The 18,663-nt window shown below is 60.4% G+C and carries 16 protein-coding genes; 7 read left to right on the forward strand and 9 right to left on the reverse strand.

Features of this window, described 5'->3' with window-relative positions:
- Nucleotides 1-148: 148 nt before the first annotated feature.
- On the reverse strand, nt 149-1,270 hold the full coding sequence (locus tag ACMGGE_RS14010) for a cupin domain-containing protein (RefSeq protein ID WP_090393036.1): 1,122 nt from the start codon (nt 1,268-1,270) through the stop codon (nt 149-151).
- 33 nt (nt 1,271-1,303) lie between these two features.
- Entirely contained in the window at nt 1,304-2,221 is a 918-nt protein-coding gene (locus ACMGGE_RS14015) for a LysR family transcriptional regulator (RefSeq protein WP_052714358.1), read from the reverse strand.
- 150 nt (nt 2,222-2,371) lie between these two features.
- On the opposite strand from ACMGGE_RS14015, the gene ACMGGE_RS14020 reads away from it, so the two are divergent.
- Nucleotides 2,372-3,073: an HAD family hydrolase gene (locus ACMGGE_RS14020; RefSeq protein WP_420293880.1), complete on the forward strand. Its 702-nt coding sequence runs from the start codon at nt 2,372-2,374 to the stop codon at nt 3,071-3,073.
- A 50-nt stretch (nt 3,074-3,123) separates the two neighbouring features.
- On the opposite strand, the gene ACMGGE_RS14025 is transcribed toward ACMGGE_RS14020, so the two are convergent.
- Nucleotides 3,124-3,726: an ATP-dependent Clp protease proteolytic subunit gene (locus ACMGGE_RS14025; protein WP_126534229.1), complete on the reverse strand. Its 603-nt coding sequence runs from the start codon at nt 3,724-3,726 to the stop codon at nt 3,124-3,126.
- Nucleotides 3,727-3,814: 88 nt separating this feature from the next.
- On the opposite strand from ACMGGE_RS14025, the gene ACMGGE_RS14030 reads away from it, so the two are divergent.
- Together ACMGGE_RS14030 and ACMGGE_RS14035 are read left to right on the forward strand one after the other, a co-directional pair.
- Nucleotides 3,815-4,201 carry a VOC family protein gene (locus ACMGGE_RS14030; protein ID WP_420293881.1) on the forward strand — a complete coding sequence of 129 codons (387 nt, stop codon included), beginning with the start codon at nt 3,815-3,817 and terminating at the stop codon, nt 4,199-4,201.
- A 181-nt stretch (nt 4,202-4,382) separates the two neighbouring features.
- Nucleotides 4,383-5,000 (forward strand): response regulator transcription factor, encoded by a 618-nt coding sequence (locus ACMGGE_RS14035; protein ID WP_420293882.1) that lies wholly within the window; start codon nt 4,383-4,385, stop codon nt 4,998-5,000.
- A gap of 3 nt (nt 5,001-5,003) precedes the next feature.
- On the opposite strand, the gene ACMGGE_RS14040 is transcribed toward ACMGGE_RS14035, so the two are convergent.
- The 5 genes from ACMGGE_RS14040 to ACMGGE_RS14060 all read right to left on the reverse strand — a co-directional run bounded on the left by ACMGGE_RS14040 (nt 5,004) and on the right by ACMGGE_RS14060 (nt 12,226).
- Nucleotides 5,004-10,586: a trifunctional serine/threonine-protein kinase/ATP-binding protein/sensor histidine kinase gene (locus ACMGGE_RS14040; protein ID WP_420293883.1), complete on the reverse strand. Its 5,583-nt coding sequence runs from the start codon at nt 10,584-10,586 to the stop codon at nt 5,004-5,006.
- A 9-nt stretch (nt 10,587-10,595) separates the two neighbouring features.
- Nucleotides 10,596-10,976 (reverse strand): response regulator transcription factor, encoded by a 381-nt coding sequence (locus ACMGGE_RS14045; RefSeq protein ID WP_420293884.1) that lies wholly within the window; start codon nt 10,974-10,976, stop codon nt 10,596-10,598.
- A 20-nt stretch (nt 10,977-10,996) separates the two neighbouring features.
- The gene (locus tag ACMGGE_RS14050) at nt 10,997-11,260 is read right to left on the reverse strand and encodes a XapX domain-containing protein (RefSeq protein ID WP_024909507.1); all 264 of its coding nucleotides are present in this window, start codon (nt 11,258-11,260) and stop codon (nt 10,997-10,999) included.
- A complete protein-coding gene (locus ACMGGE_RS14055) occupies nt 11,257-11,478 on the reverse strand; it encodes a DUF1427 family protein (protein ID WP_024909508.1) in 222 nt (73 codons plus the stop codon). Before ACMGGE_RS14055 ends, ACMGGE_RS14050 begins: the two co-directional genes overlap by 4 nt.
- Nucleotides 11,479-11,539: 61 nt before the next feature.
- Nucleotides 11,540-12,226, reverse strand: coding sequence for a hydrolase (locus tag ACMGGE_RS14060; RefSeq protein ID WP_008501349.1), 687 nt, complete (start codon nt 12,224-12,226; stop codon nt 11,540-11,542).
- A gap of 218 nt (nt 12,227-12,444) precedes the next feature.
- Between ACMGGE_RS14060 and ACMGGE_RS14065 the strand changes: the two genes are divergently transcribed.
- From ACMGGE_RS14065 to ACMGGE_RS14080, 4 genes are read left to right on the forward strand one after another with little or no spacing between them, the layout of a single operon-like run.
- On the forward strand, nt 12,445-14,316 hold the full coding sequence (locus ACMGGE_RS14065) for an amidohydrolase (RefSeq protein WP_420293885.1): 1,872 nt from the start codon (nt 12,445-12,447) through the stop codon (nt 14,314-14,316).
- Nucleotides 14,316-14,723 (forward strand): DoxX family protein, encoded by a 408-nt coding sequence (locus ACMGGE_RS14070; protein ID WP_420293886.1) that lies wholly within the window; start codon nt 14,316-14,318, stop codon nt 14,721-14,723. Before ACMGGE_RS14065 ends, ACMGGE_RS14070 begins: the two co-directional genes overlap by 1 nt.
- A complete protein-coding gene (locus tag ACMGGE_RS14075; protein ID WP_420293887.1) occupies nt 14,720-16,339 on the forward strand; it encodes an MFS transporter in 1,620 nt (539 codons plus the stop codon). Before ACMGGE_RS14070 ends, ACMGGE_RS14075 begins: the two co-directional genes overlap by 4 nt.
- A gap of 30 nt (nt 16,340-16,369) precedes the next feature.
- Nucleotides 16,370-17,191: an alpha/beta fold hydrolase gene (locus ACMGGE_RS14080; protein WP_181367880.1), complete on the forward strand. Its 822-nt coding sequence runs from the start codon at nt 16,370-16,372 to the stop codon at nt 17,189-17,191.
- Nucleotides 17,192-17,232: 41 nt separating this feature from the next.
- On the opposite strand, the gene ACMGGE_RS14085 is transcribed toward ACMGGE_RS14080, so the two are convergent.
- Nucleotides 17,233-18,627: an MFS transporter gene (locus ACMGGE_RS14085; RefSeq protein WP_023315317.1), complete on the reverse strand. Its 1,395-nt coding sequence runs from the start codon at nt 18,625-18,627 to the stop codon at nt 17,233-17,235.
- Nucleotides 18,628-18,663: the final 36 nt, after the last annotated feature.

Here is an 18,663-nt window from a genome sequence, read left to right on the forward strand (position 1 = left end):
ACGGCATTTGCAGAAAAAACTGCAATGAAAACCCTTCTCTTTTTAGGTAGTACAAGAATAACCGCAGGTAATGACAGAACATGTCAGCGGAAAGCAGAAAAAAACGGCCTTAACCCGAAAGCTAAGGCCGTATTGACGGTAAACGTCACTACTCGTCGAAGTACCAGTATCCCTGGTTAATCAGCCCGGTGAGTTCCTCGACAAACGCCGGGTTTTTCAGCGCATCGCCCAGCTCGGCCTGACCGAGTTCGGTGTAGCGGCACAGCGCATCCGCCGCCTTCGCGTCTACCGTCTCCAGCTGTTCGCTGTTGATGAAGAAGCTGCCGTTGATGTTCAGCACGCGCAGGCCGCTCAGGCGAGACAGCGTTTCGCCGCCCTGCAGCGCGTCCAGCACCTCTTCCGGCGCGTACGGCGGCTCGGCGGCGGCAATATCCAGCTCGTGGCGCGGCGTGGAGACAAAGCTGCCGAACCATTTTGTGAAATCATCGGGCTTGCCGATCATGTCGATCATCATCTGACGAATGCGATCGAGCTCGTACTGCTCCACGCGGCCCGGGTGTTCGCGGCAGGTCAGATCCGGATCGCTGTAGTGCTCGCCGCCCAGATCGTTTTCCAGCGCATAATCGGCGAAGCTGCTGATCAGATCGCGGCCGTTTGGCCCACGGAAGCCGACGGAGTAGTTAAGCGCCGTTTCATGGGTAAAACCGTCGTGAGGGAATCCAGGCGGAATGTAGAGAATATCGCCCGGGGCCAGATCTTCGTCGATGATCGGCTCGAACGGATCCACATGCAGCAGCGCCGGATGCGGGCAGAACTGACGCATCGGCAGCTTGTCACCCACACGCCAGCGGCGGCTGCCCATCCCCTGAATGATAAACACGTCGTACTGATCGATATGCGGACCCACGCCGCCGCCCGGCACGGAGAAGGAGATCATCAGATCGTCCAGACGCCAGTCCGGCAGAACGCGGAACGGACGCACCAACTCCGCCGCGGGCATATGCCAGTGGTTCACCGCCTGCGCCAGCAGCGACCAGTCGGTTTCGCCCAGATCGTCAAAGTGCTCGAACGGCCCATTGCTGGCCTGCCATTTACCGTTGAAATGGCTCACCAGACGGCTATCGACCTCCGGCTCCATCGCCAGACCCGCCAGCTCGTCCGGGGTAATCGGGTCGACAAAATTCGGGAAGGCATTTTTCAGCACAACGGGTTGCTTTTGCCAGTATTTCTCAAGAAATTCCGGCCAGTTCAGGTTCAGTTGATACGCCATGGGTAGCACCAGTGAGAAGGGAAACAGGCGCGATTATGGAAGACTGTGCATCAAACCGCCTTGTCGTGGGTCAAATGTCGAAGTTTCTTCAACCAGACGTAAAAATTCATCCCGCTGCGGATGGGCTATTTTTGGATTCCAGGCGATACCAATATCCCAGCCGACAGGATCTGTCTCCAGCGTGATAAGCCTCACGCCTGGCGGTAAAAAATGTCTGACACTCCCGGGCACTAAGGCAGTCCCATTGCCGCCCGCCACTAATGCCAGCAAGGTAGGAATATCGTCAGCCATGGGTCCAGGAAGCGCGGTTGTTTTCGTATTTTTTTGCCAGAGTGCAGTTTGTTCAGCCAGACAGGGCATAACATCCGGGGATAATTGTAATAATGGCAAGGACGATAAGACGTCAGTCATATTCATGGTGTCTATTCTTTTATCCCCCGGAACAGCCAGAACAAGTTTCTCCTCAAACAACGCTCTTCCCGTCAGCGCCCCTGCCACCGGCATCCTGATGAAGCCTATATCCAGCTCTCCCTCCGTCAGCATGTGGCACTGAAGACTCGAGGCCATTTCTTTTATTACCACCTCACAATCGGTAACTGTTCGTCGAAAATGGTTTATCCATATCGGTACATGATGAAAAGAAGAAATACCCAATCCCACCCTGAGCGTTTTGTAACATGTTTTTTGAAATATTTTAGCCTGCTTCAACAGTTCGTCATGGGCAGACAAAATGGCGTTTGCATTCGACAACAGATGATGACCAAACGCTGTGAGCGTCGCGCCCTTTCTGCCGCGGATAAAGAGGGTCCCCTTCATCACCTCTTCCAGCATTTTTATCTGCTTCGATAACGCAGGCTGAGTGATAAACAGTGCCTGAGCAGCGTGCTGGTAATTGCCCTTGTCCGCCAGAGTAATAAACGCCCGTATTAATTTAATATCAATTCCTTTCATTTATAGAACCCAGGAAAAATGGAATTATAAAAACACCAGGCATTAGTCCATGATATTGCCCCATAAAGTCGGACCTGACAGTCATTCACAACAGAAACATATATTACGAATTCATTTTCAATATGAATAATTACAACCAGGGAGTCACGAATGTGTAACGAACATATCCCTCTTTCAGCCGTTCTTTTTGATATGGACGGCGTGTTAATTGATTCAAACCCCGTCATAGAACGAGCATGGACAGAAGCTGCAGCCATGTATGGAATAGATATTTCCAATGAAGATATTGTGCAGCATATTCATGGCCAGCCAGGTCATTATACTATCCGCGCGCTATTTGGTCATCTTCCCCTCCATGAACAAAATAACGTTCAGAACCATGTTATCTACGTTGAAAATACGGCTGAGTATGCGCCCATTCCTGGCGTGGCGAAACTGATTGCTTCCCTGCATAGCGCAGGAGTGACGGTGGGGATTGTGACGAGTGGGTGGAAGGAGAAAATAGAGCGTGTCGCGGCCATGCTTGATATTTCACAGTCTGTGTCGGTTATTGTTGAACGAGATGATGTTGAACGAGGTAAACCCTTCCCGGATCCCTACTTAGTCGCAGCCCGGCGTCTGAATATACCCGCCAGGAATGCCCTGGTATTCGAAGACTCCGTTAGCGGAGTGACATCAGCCGTCGCCGCCGGGGCGTATTGTGTCGGTCTCGGTGCAGCAGAACTGCTTAAGCACGGCGCCAGACTGACACTTCAGGACTTTACCGGGGTTGCTATTGCAGCGACAGAAGCGGGGAAAGTGGTGATGACTATTGACTCGCAAACGCAGCTGGAGCTGAAATCCTGCCGATAAACGGACCGATGAGGTCTGGGTTAGCGCCCGTTTCCGGGCGCAATAACACATTAATCCAGCTTCAGCTCGTCATAATGGGTAATCAGTTTACCCACGATACCGTAGTCCAGCGCTTCCGCCGGGGACATCCAGAAGTTGCGGTCGGTGTCTTTTTTCACTTTTTCCAGCGGCTGGCCGGTAGCGTCGGCGATCAGCTTGTTCACGCGCTCCAGCATGCGGATGATCTCGCGCGCTTCGATCTCAATATCCGTCGCCTGACCGCGCACGCCGCCCAGCGGCTGGTGGATCATAAAGCGGGTATTTGGCAGCGAGTAGCGGTGCTCTTTTTTCGCAGCCAGGAAGATGGTGATCCCGGCGCTAGCGACCCAGCCGGTGCCGATCACGTGCACTTCCGGGCGAATGAATTTGATGAAGTCGTGGATGGTGTCGCCCGCTTCCACGTGGCCGCCCTGGCTGTTGATGTACAGCTTGATCGGATCGTTGCTGACGCTTTGCAGCAGGATCATCTGGGTGATCACTTTCTGCGCCAGCTCCTGGTTGATCTCACCGGAGATCACAATCGAACGAGACTCCAGCAGTTTTTGCTGCAGAGCGCCCGCGCCGTTTGACCCTTCCGCTTTTTCCTTGTCGCTTTCTTTCAGTGTGTAATGCATTGTTATTTCCTCAGCTTGTCGCGCTCAAAACCAGAGTGTAGCCTGTTTTACCGATCAAAGTCCTCACCGACAAATCACGAGGGAGCTTATGCATATTGCCCATGTTGCACTGTGGACCCGAAACCTGAACGCCCAGGTTCAGTTCTGGGAAACGGTTTTTAATGGCCGCAGCAACGAACGCTACGTCAGTAAAAATCGTCCCGGGTTTGAATCACACTTTATTACGCTGAATGACGGACCGACCATCGAGCTGATGAAGCTGCCGGACCTGCCCGCAGCCCCGTCACATCCGGAGTTTATCGGCTGGGCGCATATTGCCATCAACGTCGGCAGCAAGGCGCAGGTGGACGACATGGCCGAACGGGCGCAGGCCAGCGGCACGTTGCTCAGCGCCCCGCGCATGACCGGAGACGGCTTCTATGAAGCGGTGATCGCGGACCCGGACGGCAACCGGATTGAGCTTGTCGGTGCATAACATCAGCGTTTCGTTCCTGAACTCGCCCGGTCACGGATCGCTATACTTCATATGATTATCATATTGTTAAATGATAATTATATTTAATGTGTTAAGATGAAAGTCAGCATAAACAGTCCCTTACGTCACTCCTGGGGGGCTGTTTGCATCCTCGACATGTAAAACAGCACCGGGGCGGTGAATGGAACACATTGTGTATGTGGTTGATGACGATGACGCAGTCCGACAGTCCGTAATCGGGCTGCTGGAATCCGCAGACTTAAACGCCATCGGCTTTGCATCGGCAGAAGCGTTTCTTCAGCACCGCTTTGAAGAGCTCCCCTCGTGCGTGGTTCTGGATATGCAGATGCCCACCATCTCGGGTTTTGAGGTGGCAGATGCCCTCAAGGACAGCGGGCGTGAAATCCCGATTATCTTTCTCACCGGCCACGGCACTATTCCGATGTCGGTGCGCGCCATTAAAGGCGGCGCGTACGAATTCCTCACCAAGCCCGTCGAATCTAACGCGCTTATCGACGCCATTGAGTCCGCGCTGCAGCTGGCGGAAAACAACGCCGAGCGCAATAAAGAGCACTACGCCCTGAAGCAGCGCCATCTCTCCCTCACGCCGCGCGAACACGAGGTGCTCACGCTGGCGATAAGCGGCATGCTGAATAAGCAAATTGCCGCCGAGCTGGGCGTCAGTGAGATCACGGTGAAAGTGCATCGCCGCCGCGTAATGGAGAAAATGCAGGTGCGCTCCGTGGCAGAGCTGGTCAGGGCCGTTGAGCGCCTGACCAAAAGCCAGCCTGCGGAGTAACGTTTACCCTTCCTGTACCGCCAGCGGCAGCGCAAAGGCAAACACCGTGCCGTAAGGCTCCCGGCGGCGCGCGCTCAGCTTCCCGCAGTGGCGCTCAATGATGCTGGCGCTGATGGTCAGCCCCATCCCCATCCCCTGTGGCTTGGTGGAGTAGAACGAGTCAAAAATCTGCTCCAGCCGCTCGGGCTCAATGCCGCTCCCGGTATCGGCGATCTCAACGATCGCTTTCCCGTCCGCGTTGCTGGTGCTGAGGGTGATGGTGCAGGCGCGATCCTTCACCTCGGCCATCGCCTCAACGGCGTTCATCACCAGGTTAAGCAGCACCTGCTGGATCTGCACGCTATCGCCGGTGATAAAGCTGTCCTGCGCCTTCAACAGGTAATCAACGCTAATGTGTCGCTGCTCCAGCTCGCTGCGGGAGAGCGCGATGATATGGTGGATCAGATAGTGCAGATCGATGCGCGAGAAGGTGGGATCCTGCTTGCGCGTCAGGGACTGGATGCTGCGAATGATCTCCCCCGCCCGCGCGCCTTCCGCGGCGATCTCTTCCAGCCCTTCCCGCACTTTATCCAGCCGGGCCGGCTCCCGGCTGAGCCAGCGCAGGCTCGCTCCGGCGTTAGAGACGATCGACATCAGCGGCTGGTTGATCTCATGGGCGATAGAGGAGGTCAGTTGCCCGACGGTGGTGGCGCGGGACACCCTCGCCAGATCCGCCTGCGCCACCCGCATGGCATCCTCTGCGGCGCGCTGGCTGGTGATATCGGTGATGATACCGTAATACTCGTTCACCTCGCTGCCCACGCCCACCGGATCGCCAATGCCGAGGATATAGCGCGTTGAACCGTCGGTACGCTTCACCCGAAACTCCGCGCGCATGGAGAGCCCTTCGCGCACGCTCTGCGTGACGATGGTGCTGATGCGGGCGTAATCGTCTTCATGAACGAAGGTCAAAAATTCCGCCATGGAGATCATCTTTTGCTGCTCGGGCAGGCCGAGGATGCGGGCGTACTCCTCCGAGACAAACATCAGATCCTGCTCCAGCTCCCAGCGCCAGCTGCCGGTGTGGCTGATCTGCTCGCCCAGCATCAGCGAGGTCTGGCTGGCGCGTAGCTCTTTTTCCACCCGACGGCGCTGGATGTTCTCCCCCAGCAGCTCGGCGTACAGCCGCGCCGTTTCCAGGGAGACCGCAGCCTGCGCCCCCAGCAGGCTCACCACGCGAGAATGCTCGGCGGTGAAAACCTCCGGCATCAGACGGTTTTCCAGGTAGAGCACGCCCACCAGCCGCGCCTGTTTGAACATCGGGACGCACATGACGGCCGCCCCCGAGGTCACCAGATAGGGATCCTGACTGAAGGGGTGAAACTCCTCCGGCTTACCGGTGCGGATCTCCTGCCCGGTGCGGATCACCGCCGCCAGCACCGACAGGGGCATGTCGGTCGCCGTCGGCACGTCTTTCAAGATCCGCACCCGCACGCCTTCAGTGCTGGTCCAGGCGCTGGCCTCGATCTCCGGGATCAGGTTATCGCTCACGCGAAGCAGCAGGCCGCGCTGCGCCCCGGCGCGTTCGAGGAGGATCGTCATCAGGTTTTCGATTAAGCGCTCAAGATTGATCTCTTCCGACAGCGCGCGGGAGGCTTTGATGACGCTCTGCAGATCGCGGATCGTCTCGTTCTGGGCGAACGCCACCGTGTCATAGGCGCTCGCCTGCCCTGAGGCCAGCAGATGCGGGAAATCCTGCTCCAGCTGGCGCACCTTGGCCTGCGCGCCCGCCCGGCCCCAGGCGGCAATTGCGCCACGGAAGTGTGCGTCAGAGGCGGTTGGATAGCCGCAGGCCAGCGCAAAGCGGCCCGCCAGCTCGTGAGCCAGGGCATTAATCGGATTAAACCCGCCCTCGCGGGAGAGCCGGACCGCCTTCTCATACTGCTCAAGCGCGATGCTGTTCATCCCGTCCAGACGCACGATTTCGGCGTAGATCAGCGCCTCTTTATCCGCGAACGTGCCGGGATTAATGCGCGCCCAGAGGGCGATTTTGTCATAGTGGGCGTGAATGCTGCGGCGGTGGTTCGCTGAGAAGGTCTCCGGCGTTAACTGACGGGAGAGCGCCAGCGCGCTGTAAAGATGGTAATCCAGCAGATGGATGTGCCCCGGCGCAGACCACGCGTACCACCCCGCCATCTCCAGATCCGCCTGCGCGTCGGCATACTCGCCGCAGGTAAAGTGCGCCATGCCGCGGTAGAGCCAGTACCAGAACAGCATGGTGGAGGTCTGCTCCGGTGCCTGCTCCGGCGACGCGGGCAGCAGCGCCTCCGGCAGCACCTGCGATGCGGTCCAGGTGCCGATAACCGGCGTGCGCAGGAACTCAACGTAGCCGCGCTGGACCATCAAAATGGTCTCCACGTCCTGGAAGTGGGTTTTACGCACGAACGCCAGGCCGCGATCGATGCTGGTCAGCACCCCGTCAAGGTGATCGCCCCGGGAGAGGAAATTAATGACCTGGTGGCAGGCCGCAAAGCAGGCCATCGTCATATCCCCGTGGGTCACCGCCGAGGTAAAGCAGGCTTTCGCGCACTCGATGGTAAACGATAAGGGCTGGGTCCAGACGCTGAGCTGGTCGAGCGGCAGCAGGGTTTTGGCTTCAAACGCGTCGTAGCCGTGGCGATTGACCAGTTCGCGGGCCAGCGTGCCGTACTGAAAGCCGAGGCGATACTCGGCGTAGCGGTGGCCCATCAGCACGCCAAACCAGGCCATCGCCGTGGTGGAGGCGCCGGTAATACCGTGGTCGAGCGTCAGGTGCATCATGCGGCAAAGCAGTAAAAAGTGCAGGCGCGGACAGATGAAGCTGGCGCAAATGCTGGCGCTGTAAAGCAGGTTCATCACCGCTTCGGTTTCCGGGTTATCCATCCGCGAGAGCGGGGCAAACAGGCTTTGCGGCGCGTCGCCCGCGCGGTTACAGAAGTGTTCCCAGGCCTTGTCGCAGTCGGCATCTTCCGGATAGCGGCCGATCTGAATACCAAAGACCCCCAGCCAGCAGAGCGCCGCCTCCAGCGCCAGACGGCTGTCCGACTGGCGAATGTACACTTCCACCAGCAGATTGGCCGCCAGCGCCTTTTCGGTCAGCCCGCCGGGGCACCCGAGGATGGCGTCACACAGCTCGCGGGTGCGCGCCAGGTGCCCCAGCGCAAACTCGCAGCCCGCCTCTTCGATATCGAGCATAAAGTCTGACACCGTCCCGGCGTTGCCCAGCGCTCGGGCAGTCTGGATATAGCTCAGCGCCGAAAGGTAATCCCCCGAGCGTTTCGCGCGTCGCGCGGCCAGCAGGCTCAGCTCGCGGAACATCTGGCGCTGCGGGGCAGGCTGGATGCTGTCCAGCGCGGCCGTGACGTGATGTACGGCGCGGAACAGCAGCTCGTTCCCCGCCGCCTGCCGTGCGGCGTCGGCCAGCAGGCTGGCGGTGGTCAGATGAAGATGGCTTTTCTCATGCCGATCCAGCAGCGCAAAGGCGGCCTCCTGCACCCGGTCGTGGGTGAAGGAGTACGCTTTCTCCGTCAGCACGATCAGCTGCGCCATGACCGCCGGATGCAGCGCGTAGCGCATTTCCGCCATCGATATACCAACCACGCGGCAGATCATCTCCATTTCGCCCGTGCCGCCGAGGCAGGCAAGGCTGCCCAGCAGGCGACGCGTCTCGTCGGGCAACTCTTCCAGCTTCTCCAGCACCAGGGTGACGACGTTTTCGGTGTAATGCCGGGCGCGGATCGCCTGCAGATCGTAGTGCCACTTGTCCTGATATTTGTTGTGCACCACCAGCCCGTCATCGACGATGCGGCGGAAAAATTCGTGTACAAAGAGCGGGTTGCCCCCGGTCTTTTCATGGATCAGCGTGGCGAGGTCGGTCGTCGCCGTGCTGCGGGTGCGAAATACCGTCCCCAGCCAGCGGGACACGGCTTTGACCGACAGCGCCTGCGGGACAATTTCGCTCGCGCGCTGCGCCGCCTGCGGCAGGCTCGCCAGCTGCTGTTGCAGCGTGGGGTCGGACAACGAATCGATGTCGCGGTGAGCCACAACCACCAGCAGCGGGATCGCGCCGCAGTTCACCAGCAGGTAGTTGAGCGTATGCAGGCTGGCGGCGTCGCTCCACTGGAGATCGTCGAGCACCAGCACCAGCGGGCAGCCCTGCGAGGCAAAGGTTTTCACCAGCGCCAGCACCATATGGCTGAAGCGCGCCCGGGCATCAATGGAAAACGTATCCGCCGGGAAGCGCGGCTTGCGCTCAAGCAGCAGGCCCAGCTCGGGCACGAGGCTGACGGCCAGCGCCTCGTGTCCTTCCAGGGCGCGAGAAAGACGGATTTTCCACTTCGCCACCTCGTCTGCTGGCAGGCCCAGCAGGTGCAGGGTCAGGGGGCGGAATGCGGAGCTTAATACGCCGTAGGGCAATGACGGTGAAAACTGATCCACTTTGCCCACCGCCAGCAGCACCGTACGCTGCTGGAGCGTTTTTAACGCCGTCGCAATGATGGAGGATTTGCCGATCCCCGACGGCCCGCCGATGGTCACCAGCTCCGGCACGCGGTTCTGCCCCACCCGCTCAAACGCGGCAATGACGTCATTCGCCTGCGGATGCGTCGCGAACAGCGAGTCTGCCAGAAGAATCGCCGGGGTGCGGTCCTGCTGGCCGGGGGTAAAGGCAACGATCTCGCCCTCACCGGTCAACGTCGCCTGGCAGCGGCGGAGGTCGGCAATCAGCCCGTCAACCGTCTGGTAGCGGTTATCCGGGTGCTTCTCCAGCAGCTTCAGGATGATGGTCGACAGCATTCCCGGCACGTCCGGGCGTATCGCATCCGGGGCCAGCGGCGCCGAGGCAATATGGTAGTGCGCCCAGTTGGTCCGATCGTCCTCCCCCCGTTCAAACGGCAGGCGTCCGGTCAGGAGTTCATACAGCACCACGCCGAGGCTGTAGAGATCGCTGCGGCCATCGACGGGGCGCTGGGTGCGGGAGGTGTGCTCCGGGGACATATACGCTGGTGTGCCGCCTGAAATGGCAAGCCGGGTCTGCGCGAAGGCGCCGGAGAGGCTGCATGAAAGGCCAAAGCTGCCCAGACGGCAGGTGGCATCGTGATGAACAAAAATATTGCCGGGCTTGATATCGCCGTGGATCAGGTTTTGCAGATGCATCTGGCGCAGAGGAACGCAGATCTGGATCGCCAGCTCGATAAAGCGCGCGATCCCCGAGATCGCCCTGCCCGCGCGCCGCGCCAGCAGCTCAAACGAAAACGGAGCGTACACCAGCGCGAAGCGTCCCCGGTACTGGGTGGACGCGACGGCGCGAATGGCCCAGCTGTCCTGCAGCGCGTCACGCAGCGCAAACTCGTTTTTCAGCAGCCGGGTGGCCCGCTCTTCCTCTTCGTCGCTGACCGCGGTGGCGATAATGAACGAGCCGCCGGAATGAGGATGTCGCGCATGCATCCAGGCGATTCCGCCCTCCTGCGCCAGCACGGTAAAAATCACATCCTCTTTAAGGACAAAAACCCGCCCCTGGTGAAGATTTCCCTGGGCGGGCCAGAATGCAGGCTGCTCGTGTTCGTTCATCCGCGATCCTTATTGTCGGCGGGTCAGCTCCCGCTGAATATGATCCAGCAGAATATCGATGTTAATCGGCTTACGCAAAAAAGCAGCGGCGCCCAGACCGAGAGCGTACCGCTGCATATTTTCATCAGCATGACCGGAGATAAAGAGCACGGGCGGAGGCGGTACGGCCAGCAGCCGCAGCTTGTCAAACAGCTCAAGGCCGCTCATGCCCCGGAGCTTGATATCGGTGATCACCAGCGCCGCGCCGGACAGGGCAAGCGGATGGCTCAGAAATACCTCTGCCGAATCAAACGTGTCGGTTGAATAGCCTTCCGACTCCAGGAGATTACTCAACCCGCTGCGGACGGAACGTTCGTCATCAATGATGGCAATGCGCCACGGCAGCGTCATGCTGTTATTCCTCTAACCAGTCATTTAACGTCGCGAGGGTCCTTCGCGGGCGCAGGGGGCGCCGTGCCGCTGATTTTCGGTACGCATTCGTGACGAAACCAGGCGAGGGTGAGCGGTTCGCGACTCAGTAAACGTCGTCCCACCGGGATGAGCTGTTCACCCACCAGCATGCCAAACAGGCCAAGCAGGGCGACAACCGGCGGTGCCGGGGAATGGACGTCGAGCAGAGCGTAAATTACCCCAGCAACCACGCCGCACACCAGCGAAATTATCCATGCTTTCATGATGACGCTCCCGTCTGCGATGCCGCCTGCGGAACGGTCACCTGAGGAGGTGGGGCGCCGTCGCGGGATAAGAGATGGCGCGTCGCCTGTTCACCCGCCAGCATCCCCAGCAGACCAATCAGCGCCAGCGCGGGCGGCGCGGGGGAGCGCACCTTCAGCACGGCATACATCAGGCCAATCAACACGCCTGCCGCAAGGGATATCAGCCCAGTACTCATCGTGAACTCCAGAGAAAGAGGCAGCGGCGAGCCGGATGAGGGACCAGCCCGCCGACGGGACTTAGCGAGCCGGGACCGGCGCTAAGGTGCGGTGCTCGCTCTTCTGGCGAGACGGCGCTTTGTGCACCATGGTGTAGGCGTAATCCACGCCCATGCCGTACGCGCCGGAATGCTCGCGCACGATGTCCATCACCGCGGTGTAGGTCTCTTTACGCGCCCAGTCGCGCTGCCACTCCAGCATTACCTGCTGCCAGGTCACCGGGATCACGCCCGCCTGGATCATGCGCTGCATCGCGTAGTCGTGGGCTTCTTTGGAGGTGCCGCCGGACGCGTCCGCCACCATATAAATTTCGTAGTCGCCTTCCAGCATCGCGCAAAGGGCAAAGCTGTTGTTGCACACTTCGGTCCACAGACCGGCAACCACGACCTTCTTCTTGCCGTTGGCCTTCAGCGCGTCGCGCACCTTCTGGTCGTCCCAGGAGTTCATGGAGGTACGCTCCAGAATGTCCTGACCCGGGAACACGTCCAGCAGCTCAGGATAGGTGTTACCGGAGAAGCTTTCGGTCTCTACGGTGGTGATGATGGTCGGGATGTTGAACACCTTAGCCGCTTTCGCCAGCGCCACGGTGTTGTTTTTCAGCACCTGGCGGTCAATCGACTGCACGCCAAACGCCATCTGAGGCTGGTGATCGATAAAGATGATCTGACAGTTCGCAGGGGTTAACACTTCGAGCTTTGAAGAGGTCATAGCATTTTCCAGTGGTTAAGGGTAGAAATCGCCGCGAGCGCCGCGACGATAAAGTCACCCTCATCCTGCGGTTTTCCTTCTCCGCGCGTAATTATCTCTTCGTATAGTTAACCTTAGGTATAGTTATACTTTGGTATACCTATCCTATTGTATAACTGGATCTTTGCCGAAACCGGTTCCCATAATCCTGACCATTCCCCTCTCAGTCAGGAGCAGTTATGGATACCCTCGGTAAAGCCGATCTCATTCTGGTTAACGGCCAGTTTCACACCGTCGATCGCGAGAATCCTGTCGCGGAAGCCGTTGCCGTACGCGATGGAAAATTTCTGGAAGTGGGTACCGTCGCCGAGGTGATGCAGCACCACGGCGACGGCACCAAAGTGGTCGACTTAAAAGGCCACACCGCCATCCCCGGCCTGAACGACTCGCACCTGCACCTGATCCGCGGCGGGCTGAACTACAACCTCGAGCTGCGCTGGGAAGGCGTGCCCTCCCTGGCCGACGCCCTGCGGATGCTGAAAGAGCAGGCGCTGCGCACGCCGTCGCCGCAGTGGGTGCGCGTAGTCGGCGGCTGGACCGAGTTCCAGTTTGCCGAGCGCCGCATGCCGACCCTCGACGAAATTAACGACGCCGCGCCGGATACCCCGGTCTTCATCCTGCACCTGTACGACCGCGCCCTGCTCAACCGCGCCGCGCTGAAGGTGGTCGGCTACACCAAAGACACGCCAAACCCGCCGGGCGGGGAGATCCAGCGCGACGCCAACGGCAACCCGACCGGGATGCTGATCGCCCGTCCGAACGCCATGATCCTCTACGCCACGCTGGCCAAAGGGCCGAAGCTGCCGCTGGAGCAGCAGGTCAACTCCACCCGTCAGTTTATGCGCGAGCTGAACCGTCTGGGGCTGACCAGCGCCATCGACGCGGGCGGCGGCTTCCAGAACTACCCGGAAGATTACGAGGTGATCGCCGAGCTGCACGCGAAAAAGCAGATGACCATCCGCATCGCCTACAACCTCTTTACCCAGCGTCCGGGCCACGAGCTGGAAGACTTTGAAAAATGGACCGACATGCTCACGCCGGGCCAGGGCAGCGACTTCTTCCGCCACAACGGCGCGGGCGAGATGCTGGTCTTCTCTGCCGCCGATTTTGAAGATTTCCTCGAACCGCGCCCGGATCTCGCGCCGGGCATGGAGGACGAGCTGGAGCGCGTGGTACGCCATCTGGTGGAGCACCGCTGGCCGTTCCGCCTGCACGCCACCTATAACGAATCCATCAGCCGCATGCTGGACGTCTTCGAGAAGGTGAACCGCGACATTCCGTTCAACGGCCTGCACTGGTTCTTCGACCATGCGGAAACCGTGTCACAGGCCAACATCGACCGCATCAAAGCGCTCGGCGGCGGCATTGCCGTCCAGCACCGCATGGCCTTCCAGGGCGAGTACTTTGCCGAGCGTTACGGCATCGAAGCCACCCGCCACACGCCGCCGGTGGCGAAAATGCTCGAGACCGGCGTGCCGGTGGGCTTAGGGACGGACGCCACCCGCGTGGCGAGCTACAACCCGTGGACCGCGCTCTACTGGCTGGTCTCCGGCCGTACCGTCGGCGGAATGCAGATGTACGACCACAGTGCCCGTCTGGATCGCGATACCGCCCTGATGCTCTGGACCCAGGGCAGCGCGTGGTTCTCCAGCGAGCAGAACCAGAAGGGGCAGATTAAAGTCGGCCAGCTCGCCGACCTGGCGGTGCTGAGCAAAGACTACTTCCGCGTGCCGGAAGAGGAGATCAAGGGCATCGAGTCCGTTCTCACGGTGGTCAACGGCGACATCGTCTACGCCGCGGGCAGCTTTGGCCCGCTCGCGCCGCCGGCCATCCCGGTTCTGCCCGAGTGGTCCCCGGTGGTCAAGGTGCCGGGCCACTACCGCAGCGCGCCGCCGCAGGCCGCACGCGTGGGTATGAGCGCCGTCCACCACTGCAGCGGCCCGTGCGGGGTTCACAGCCACCAACATGACTTCGCCCGCACGTCAGCGATGCCGGTGTCCGACGATAACGCTTTCTGGGGGGCGCTGGGCTGCAGCTGCTTTGCATTCTGATGAAAAACACCACTATGCCGCCCCGGATCGACCTGGGGCTGTTCTTCCTGCGCCTGACCGGCAGCCTGCTGCTGCTCTACGTGCACGGCCTGCCGAAGGTGCTGCACTTCAGCGAAGAGCTGACGCGCATTGAAGATCCGTTCGGCTTCGGGCCTTACGCCAGCCTGATCCCGGCGATTGTCGCCGAGGTGGTTTGCCCGCTGTTGATCATTGCGGGCGTTTACACCCGCCTGGCGTGCCTGCCGATTATCGCCGTGCTGCTGGTGGCGATGCTGGCGGTCCACCCGACCTGGTCGATTGCCGAAGGGCAGTTTGGCTGGCTGCTGCTGATTATCTTCACCACTCTCGCCCTCACCGGGCCGGGCCAGTGGCGGCTGCAGCGTAAGGCAACGGAGAGGTTCGCATGACTCAGGTTAACGACGTTCGCGACGCACACGTCGAGACGACGCCCGCACCGACGGTTTCACCCTGGCAGCCGCTGAGCCAGCCGGTGTTCCGCATGCTGTGGATCGCCACGGTGGTCTCTAACGTCGGCTCATGGATGAGCGACGTCGGCATCAACTGGAGCATGCTGACCCTGAGCGCCGACCCGCTGGATATCGCGCTGGTGCAGGCGGCCAGCAGCCTGCCGATGTTCCTCTTCGCCCTGCCGTCCGGGGTGATGGCGGACATCGTTGACCGGCGTAAATACCTGCTTTTCTCCCAGCTGTGGGTGTTCATCGCCGCCACCGGGCTGACGGTGCTCTCCTTCACCGGACACGTCACCCCCACCGTGCTGCTGGTGGCGACGTTTCTGCTGAGCGTGGGGGCGGCGATGAGCTCGCCGCCGTTCCAGGCCGTGGTGCCCGATCTGGTGAGCAAGCCGGAGCTGGGCGCCGCCGTGGCGCTGAACTCGCTCGGGGTGAACATCAGCCGGGCGATTGGCCCCGCGCTGGGCGGTTTCCTGCTGTCGCTCGCCGGGCCGTGGATGGTGTTTGCCCTGAACGCGCTGTCCGTGGTGGGCGTGGCGTGGGTACTGTGGCGCTGGCGTCCGGCCCCGTCCATTCAGCGTCTGCCGCCGGAGCACTTCTTCTCTGCGGTGCGCACAGGCATCCGCTACGTGCACGCCGCCCCGGTGCTGCGCAACGTGCTGGTGCGTACGGTGGCCTTCTTCGTTTTCGGCAGCGCAGGCTGGGCGCTGCTGCCGCTGGTGGCGCGCCGCGAGCTGGGCCTGGGCCCGGCGGGCTACGGCGTGATGCTGGCGTGCATTGGACTGGGGGCGATTGCCGGGGCGATCCTGCTGCCGCGCCTGCGCCAGCGGCTGAACGCTGACCGCCTGATGGTGGCCGCGAGCCTGGTCTTTGCCCTCACCATGCTGGCGCTGGCGTTTGTGCGCCACGTCTGGCTGCTCAACCTGTTTGAGTTCTTCACCGGCTTCGCGTGGATTGCGGTGCTCTCGACGCTGAACCTCGGCGCGCAGCGCAGCGCTGCCCGCTGGGTGAAGGCCCGCGCACTGGCGGTCTACCTGACGGTATTCTTCGGCTCGATGACCACAGGCAGCGCCATCTGGGGGCAGATAGCCTCCCGCTTCGGCACCCCGACCGCGCTGGTTGTCGCCACGCTGGGGATGGTGCTGGCAAGCGCCACCGTGTTCCGCTGGAAGCTGGAGAAAGACCCGGAATTAAACCTCGACCTGAGCGGCCAGCCGCTGGACGGCGTGGAGATCGACCTGCCGAACGAGCGCGGCCCGGTGCTGGTCTCGCACGAGTACATCATCGACCCGCACAACACAAAAGCCTTCCTGGAGGCGGTACACGAGCTGCGCCGGGTGCGACGCCGCGCCGGGGCGATGAGCTGGGCGGTATACGAGGATATTGAGCGCCCCGGCCTGTTTATCGAGACCTTCCTGATGGGCTCGTGGATTGAGCATCTGCGCCAGCAGGAGCGCCACACCATGAATGACCTCCTGCTGCAGAGCCGCGTTCTGGCTTTTCATCAGGGCACAACATCACCGGCAATTCGTTATCTGGTCGCGCCGGTATAACCCTAACCATCACCTGCACAGGAACACACTATGGCAACGTTTAAGGCAAAAGACGGCACGCAGATTTACTACAAAGAAGGCGGCGCGGGCAAACCGGTTCTCTTCAGCCACGGCTGGCCGCTGGACGGCGACATGTGGGACAGCCAGCTGAACTACCTGGCCGAGCGCGGCTTCCGCGCCATTGCCTTTGACCGCCGCGGCTTTGGCCGTTCGGATCAGCCGTGGAACGGTTACGACTACGACACCTTTGCGTCCGACATCAACGACCTGATCACCACCCTTGACCTGCAGGACGTGACGCTGGTGGGCTTCTCCATGGGCGGCGGCGATGTGACCCGCTACATCAACAACTACGGCAGCGCGCGCGTCGCCGGTCTGGCGCTGCTGGGCGCGGTGACGCCAATCTTCGGCAAATCCGACTCCTTCCCGAAGGGTGTGGATCAGAGCGTGTTCGACGGCATTCGCGACGGACTGCGTAAAGATCGCGCCCAGTTCATCAGCGACTTCGCCACCCCGTTCTACGGCACCAACGCCGGGCAGACCGTTTCTGCCGGTGCCCTGACGCAGACGCTGAACATCGCCCTGCTGGCCTCCCTGAAGGGCACCATCGACTGCGTGACCGCGTTCGGCGAAACCGACTTCCGTCCGGATATGGCGAAAATCGACGTGCCGACGCTGGTGATCCACGGCAGCAACGACCAGATCGTGCCGTTTGAAAGCACCGGCAAGCTGGCGGCAGAGATGATCAAAAACGCCACGCTGAAGGTGTACGACAACGCGCCGCACGGCTTCGCGCTGACCCACCAGGACCAGCTTAACGAAGATCTGCTGGCGTTTGTGAAGTCGCTTTAACTCTTAAAAAGCGAAGCCTGATGGCGCTTCGCTTATCAGGCCTACAAGGGCTGGTCCTGTAGGCCGGGTAAGGCGCAGCCGCCACCCGGCGCTTTCGCAGACGCGTTCCGCTCCGCCAGCAGCCGACAAATCTCCGCGTGCTTCTCCTCGGTAAAGGTAAAGCGCGACATAAAGCCCATTCGGATCAGCGACCCTATTGCCGGCAGCAGGCAAATCCCGAAGAACAGCCCCGACAGCACGCTCTCACTCTGAATTTGCGCCTGCGGCACGTATCCGATCATCGTCAGAAACACGCCGATAAGCCCGCCGCCCACAGCTACCGACATCTTGCCGGTGAAGGTCTGCCCGGAGAAAGTGATCGCCGCGCAGCGCTTGTGTGTGTGGTACTCCGCGTACTCGATGGTGTCGGCAATCATCGACGAGGTGAGAATGTTGGTCATCATCACGAACAGCGTGCTCAGGCCGAGCAGAATAAACAGCATCGTCACCTGCTGATAGCCGACAAACCACATCACCACGCGCACCGCCACGTCCAGCCCGCAGAGGATCATAAACAGCTTCCGCTTCTGCATCCGGCGCGTCAGCATCGGGGCGACCAGGCACAGCACCGCCGCGACTATCCCCATCACGCCAATCGCCATCTGCAGGCTGCCGTCGCCCAGGTTGTTGATAAAGAAGTAGATATAGAGCCCGCCCGCCACGTTGTGGAACACGCAGAAGAAGAACGACAGCAGGACGATAAACAGCGGCTTGTTCTGGCGCAGGTTGTGGAAGGTGTCGCGGATGGTCACCTTTTCCGGGCTCGGCGGCACGCGCTCTTTGATCTGCATGAAGCCGTTAAGCATCAGCGGCAGGCCCACCAGCATCATCACCAGCGCCGCCATAAAGTAGCCTTTGTCATTGCTGTACTGGGCGAAGTAGGCCGCCAGCTTCGGGAAGAAGATGTTGGCGCAGGCAATCCCGGCGTTCACCCCGAGCATCGCCGCCGTCACCGCGCGGGTGCGCTGCCCGGAGTCGTTGGTCATCACCGACGACATCGACCAGAACGGGATATCGGAGATGGCGTACAGCGTCCCCCACAGGATGTAGGTCACCCCGGCGTAGAGGATTTTGGTGGTCATGTCCGCTTCGATTTTATAGAACGACAGCAGCGTGACGCCGGTGATCAGCAGCGGGGCGATCAGCAAAAAGTGGCGAAACTTGCCGAACCGGCTGTTAATGGTATCCATAATGCTGGCAAACAGCGGATCGTGAACCGCGTCCCACGCGCGGGCAATCAGGAAGATGGTGCTCGCCGCCAGCGCCGAGATCCCCAGCACGTCGGTGTAAAAATAGTTAATAAACGAACCCACTAAACCAAAGCTAAAACACTGACCTAAACCATAACCAAAATAAGACCACAGCTCGCGAGACGGTATTTTCATTGTCATTGCCATTGTTATATGCCTGCCTGGTTGCCCGGCGGTGGACCG

This window comes from Enterobacter sp. BNK-22 (assembly GCF_048684805.1).
GTDB classification, from domain to species: domain Bacteria; phylum Pseudomonadota; class Gammaproteobacteria; order Enterobacterales; family Enterobacteriaceae; genus Enterobacter; species Enterobacter quasiroggenkampii.

Bases quoted from the DNA above. Each gene is read 5' to 3' on its own strand.
- ACMGGE_RS14010 (WP_090393036.1), bottom strand. From the start codon at position 1,270: ATGGCGTATCAACTGAACCTGAACTGGCCGGAATTTCTTGAGAAATAC.
- ACMGGE_RS14015 (WP_052714358.1), bottom strand. From the start codon at position 2,221: ATGAAAGGAATTGATATTAAATTAATACGGGCGTTTATTACTCTGGCG.
- ACMGGE_RS14020 (WP_420293880.1), top strand. From the start codon at position 2,372: ATGTGTAACGAACATATCCCTCTTTCAGCCGTTCTTTTTGATATGGAC.
- ACMGGE_RS14025 (WP_126534229.1), bottom strand. From the start codon at position 3,726: ATGCATTACACACTGAAAGAAAGCGACAAGGAAAAAGCGGAAGGGTCA.
- ACMGGE_RS14030 (WP_420293881.1), top strand. From the start codon at position 3,815: ATGCATATTGCCCATGTTGCACTGTGGACCCGAAACCTGAACGCCCAG.
- ACMGGE_RS14035 (WP_420293882.1), top strand. From the start codon at position 4,383: ATGGAACACATTGTGTATGTGGTTGATGACGATGACGCAGTCCGACAG.
- ACMGGE_RS14040 (WP_420293883.1), bottom strand. From the start codon at position 10,586: ATGAACGAACACGAGCAGCCTGCATTCTGGCCCGCCCAGGGAAATCTT.
- ACMGGE_RS14045 (WP_420293884.1), bottom strand. From the start codon at position 10,976: ATGACGCTGCCGTGGCGCATTGCCATCATTGATGACGAACGTTCCGTC.
- ACMGGE_RS14050 (WP_024909507.1), bottom strand. From the start codon at position 11,260: ATGAAAGCATGGATAATTTCGCTGGTGTGCGGCGTGGTTGCTGGGGTA.
- ACMGGE_RS14055 (WP_024909508.1), bottom strand. From the start codon at position 11,478: ATGAGTACTGGGCTGATATCCCTTGCGGCAGGCGTGTTGATTGGCCTG.
- ACMGGE_RS14060 (WP_008501349.1), bottom strand. From the start codon at position 12,226: ATGACCTCTTCAAAGCTCGAAGTGTTAACCCCTGCGAACTGTCAGATC.
- ACMGGE_RS14065 (WP_420293885.1), top strand. From the start codon at position 12,445: ATGGATACCCTCGGTAAAGCCGATCTCATTCTGGTTAACGGCCAGTTT.
- ACMGGE_RS14070 (WP_420293886.1), top strand. From the start codon at position 14,316: ATGAAAAACACCACTATGCCGCCCCGGATCGACCTGGGGCTGTTCTTC.
- ACMGGE_RS14075 (WP_420293887.1), top strand. From the start codon at position 14,720: ATGACTCAGGTTAACGACGTTCGCGACGCACACGTCGAGACGACGCCC.
- ACMGGE_RS14080 (WP_181367880.1), top strand. From the start codon at position 16,370: ATGGCAACGTTTAAGGCAAAAGACGGCACGCAGATTTACTACAAAGAA.
- ACMGGE_RS14085 (WP_023315317.1), bottom strand. From the start codon at position 18,627: ATGGCAATGACAATGAAAATACCGTCTCGCGAGCTGTGGTCTTATTTT.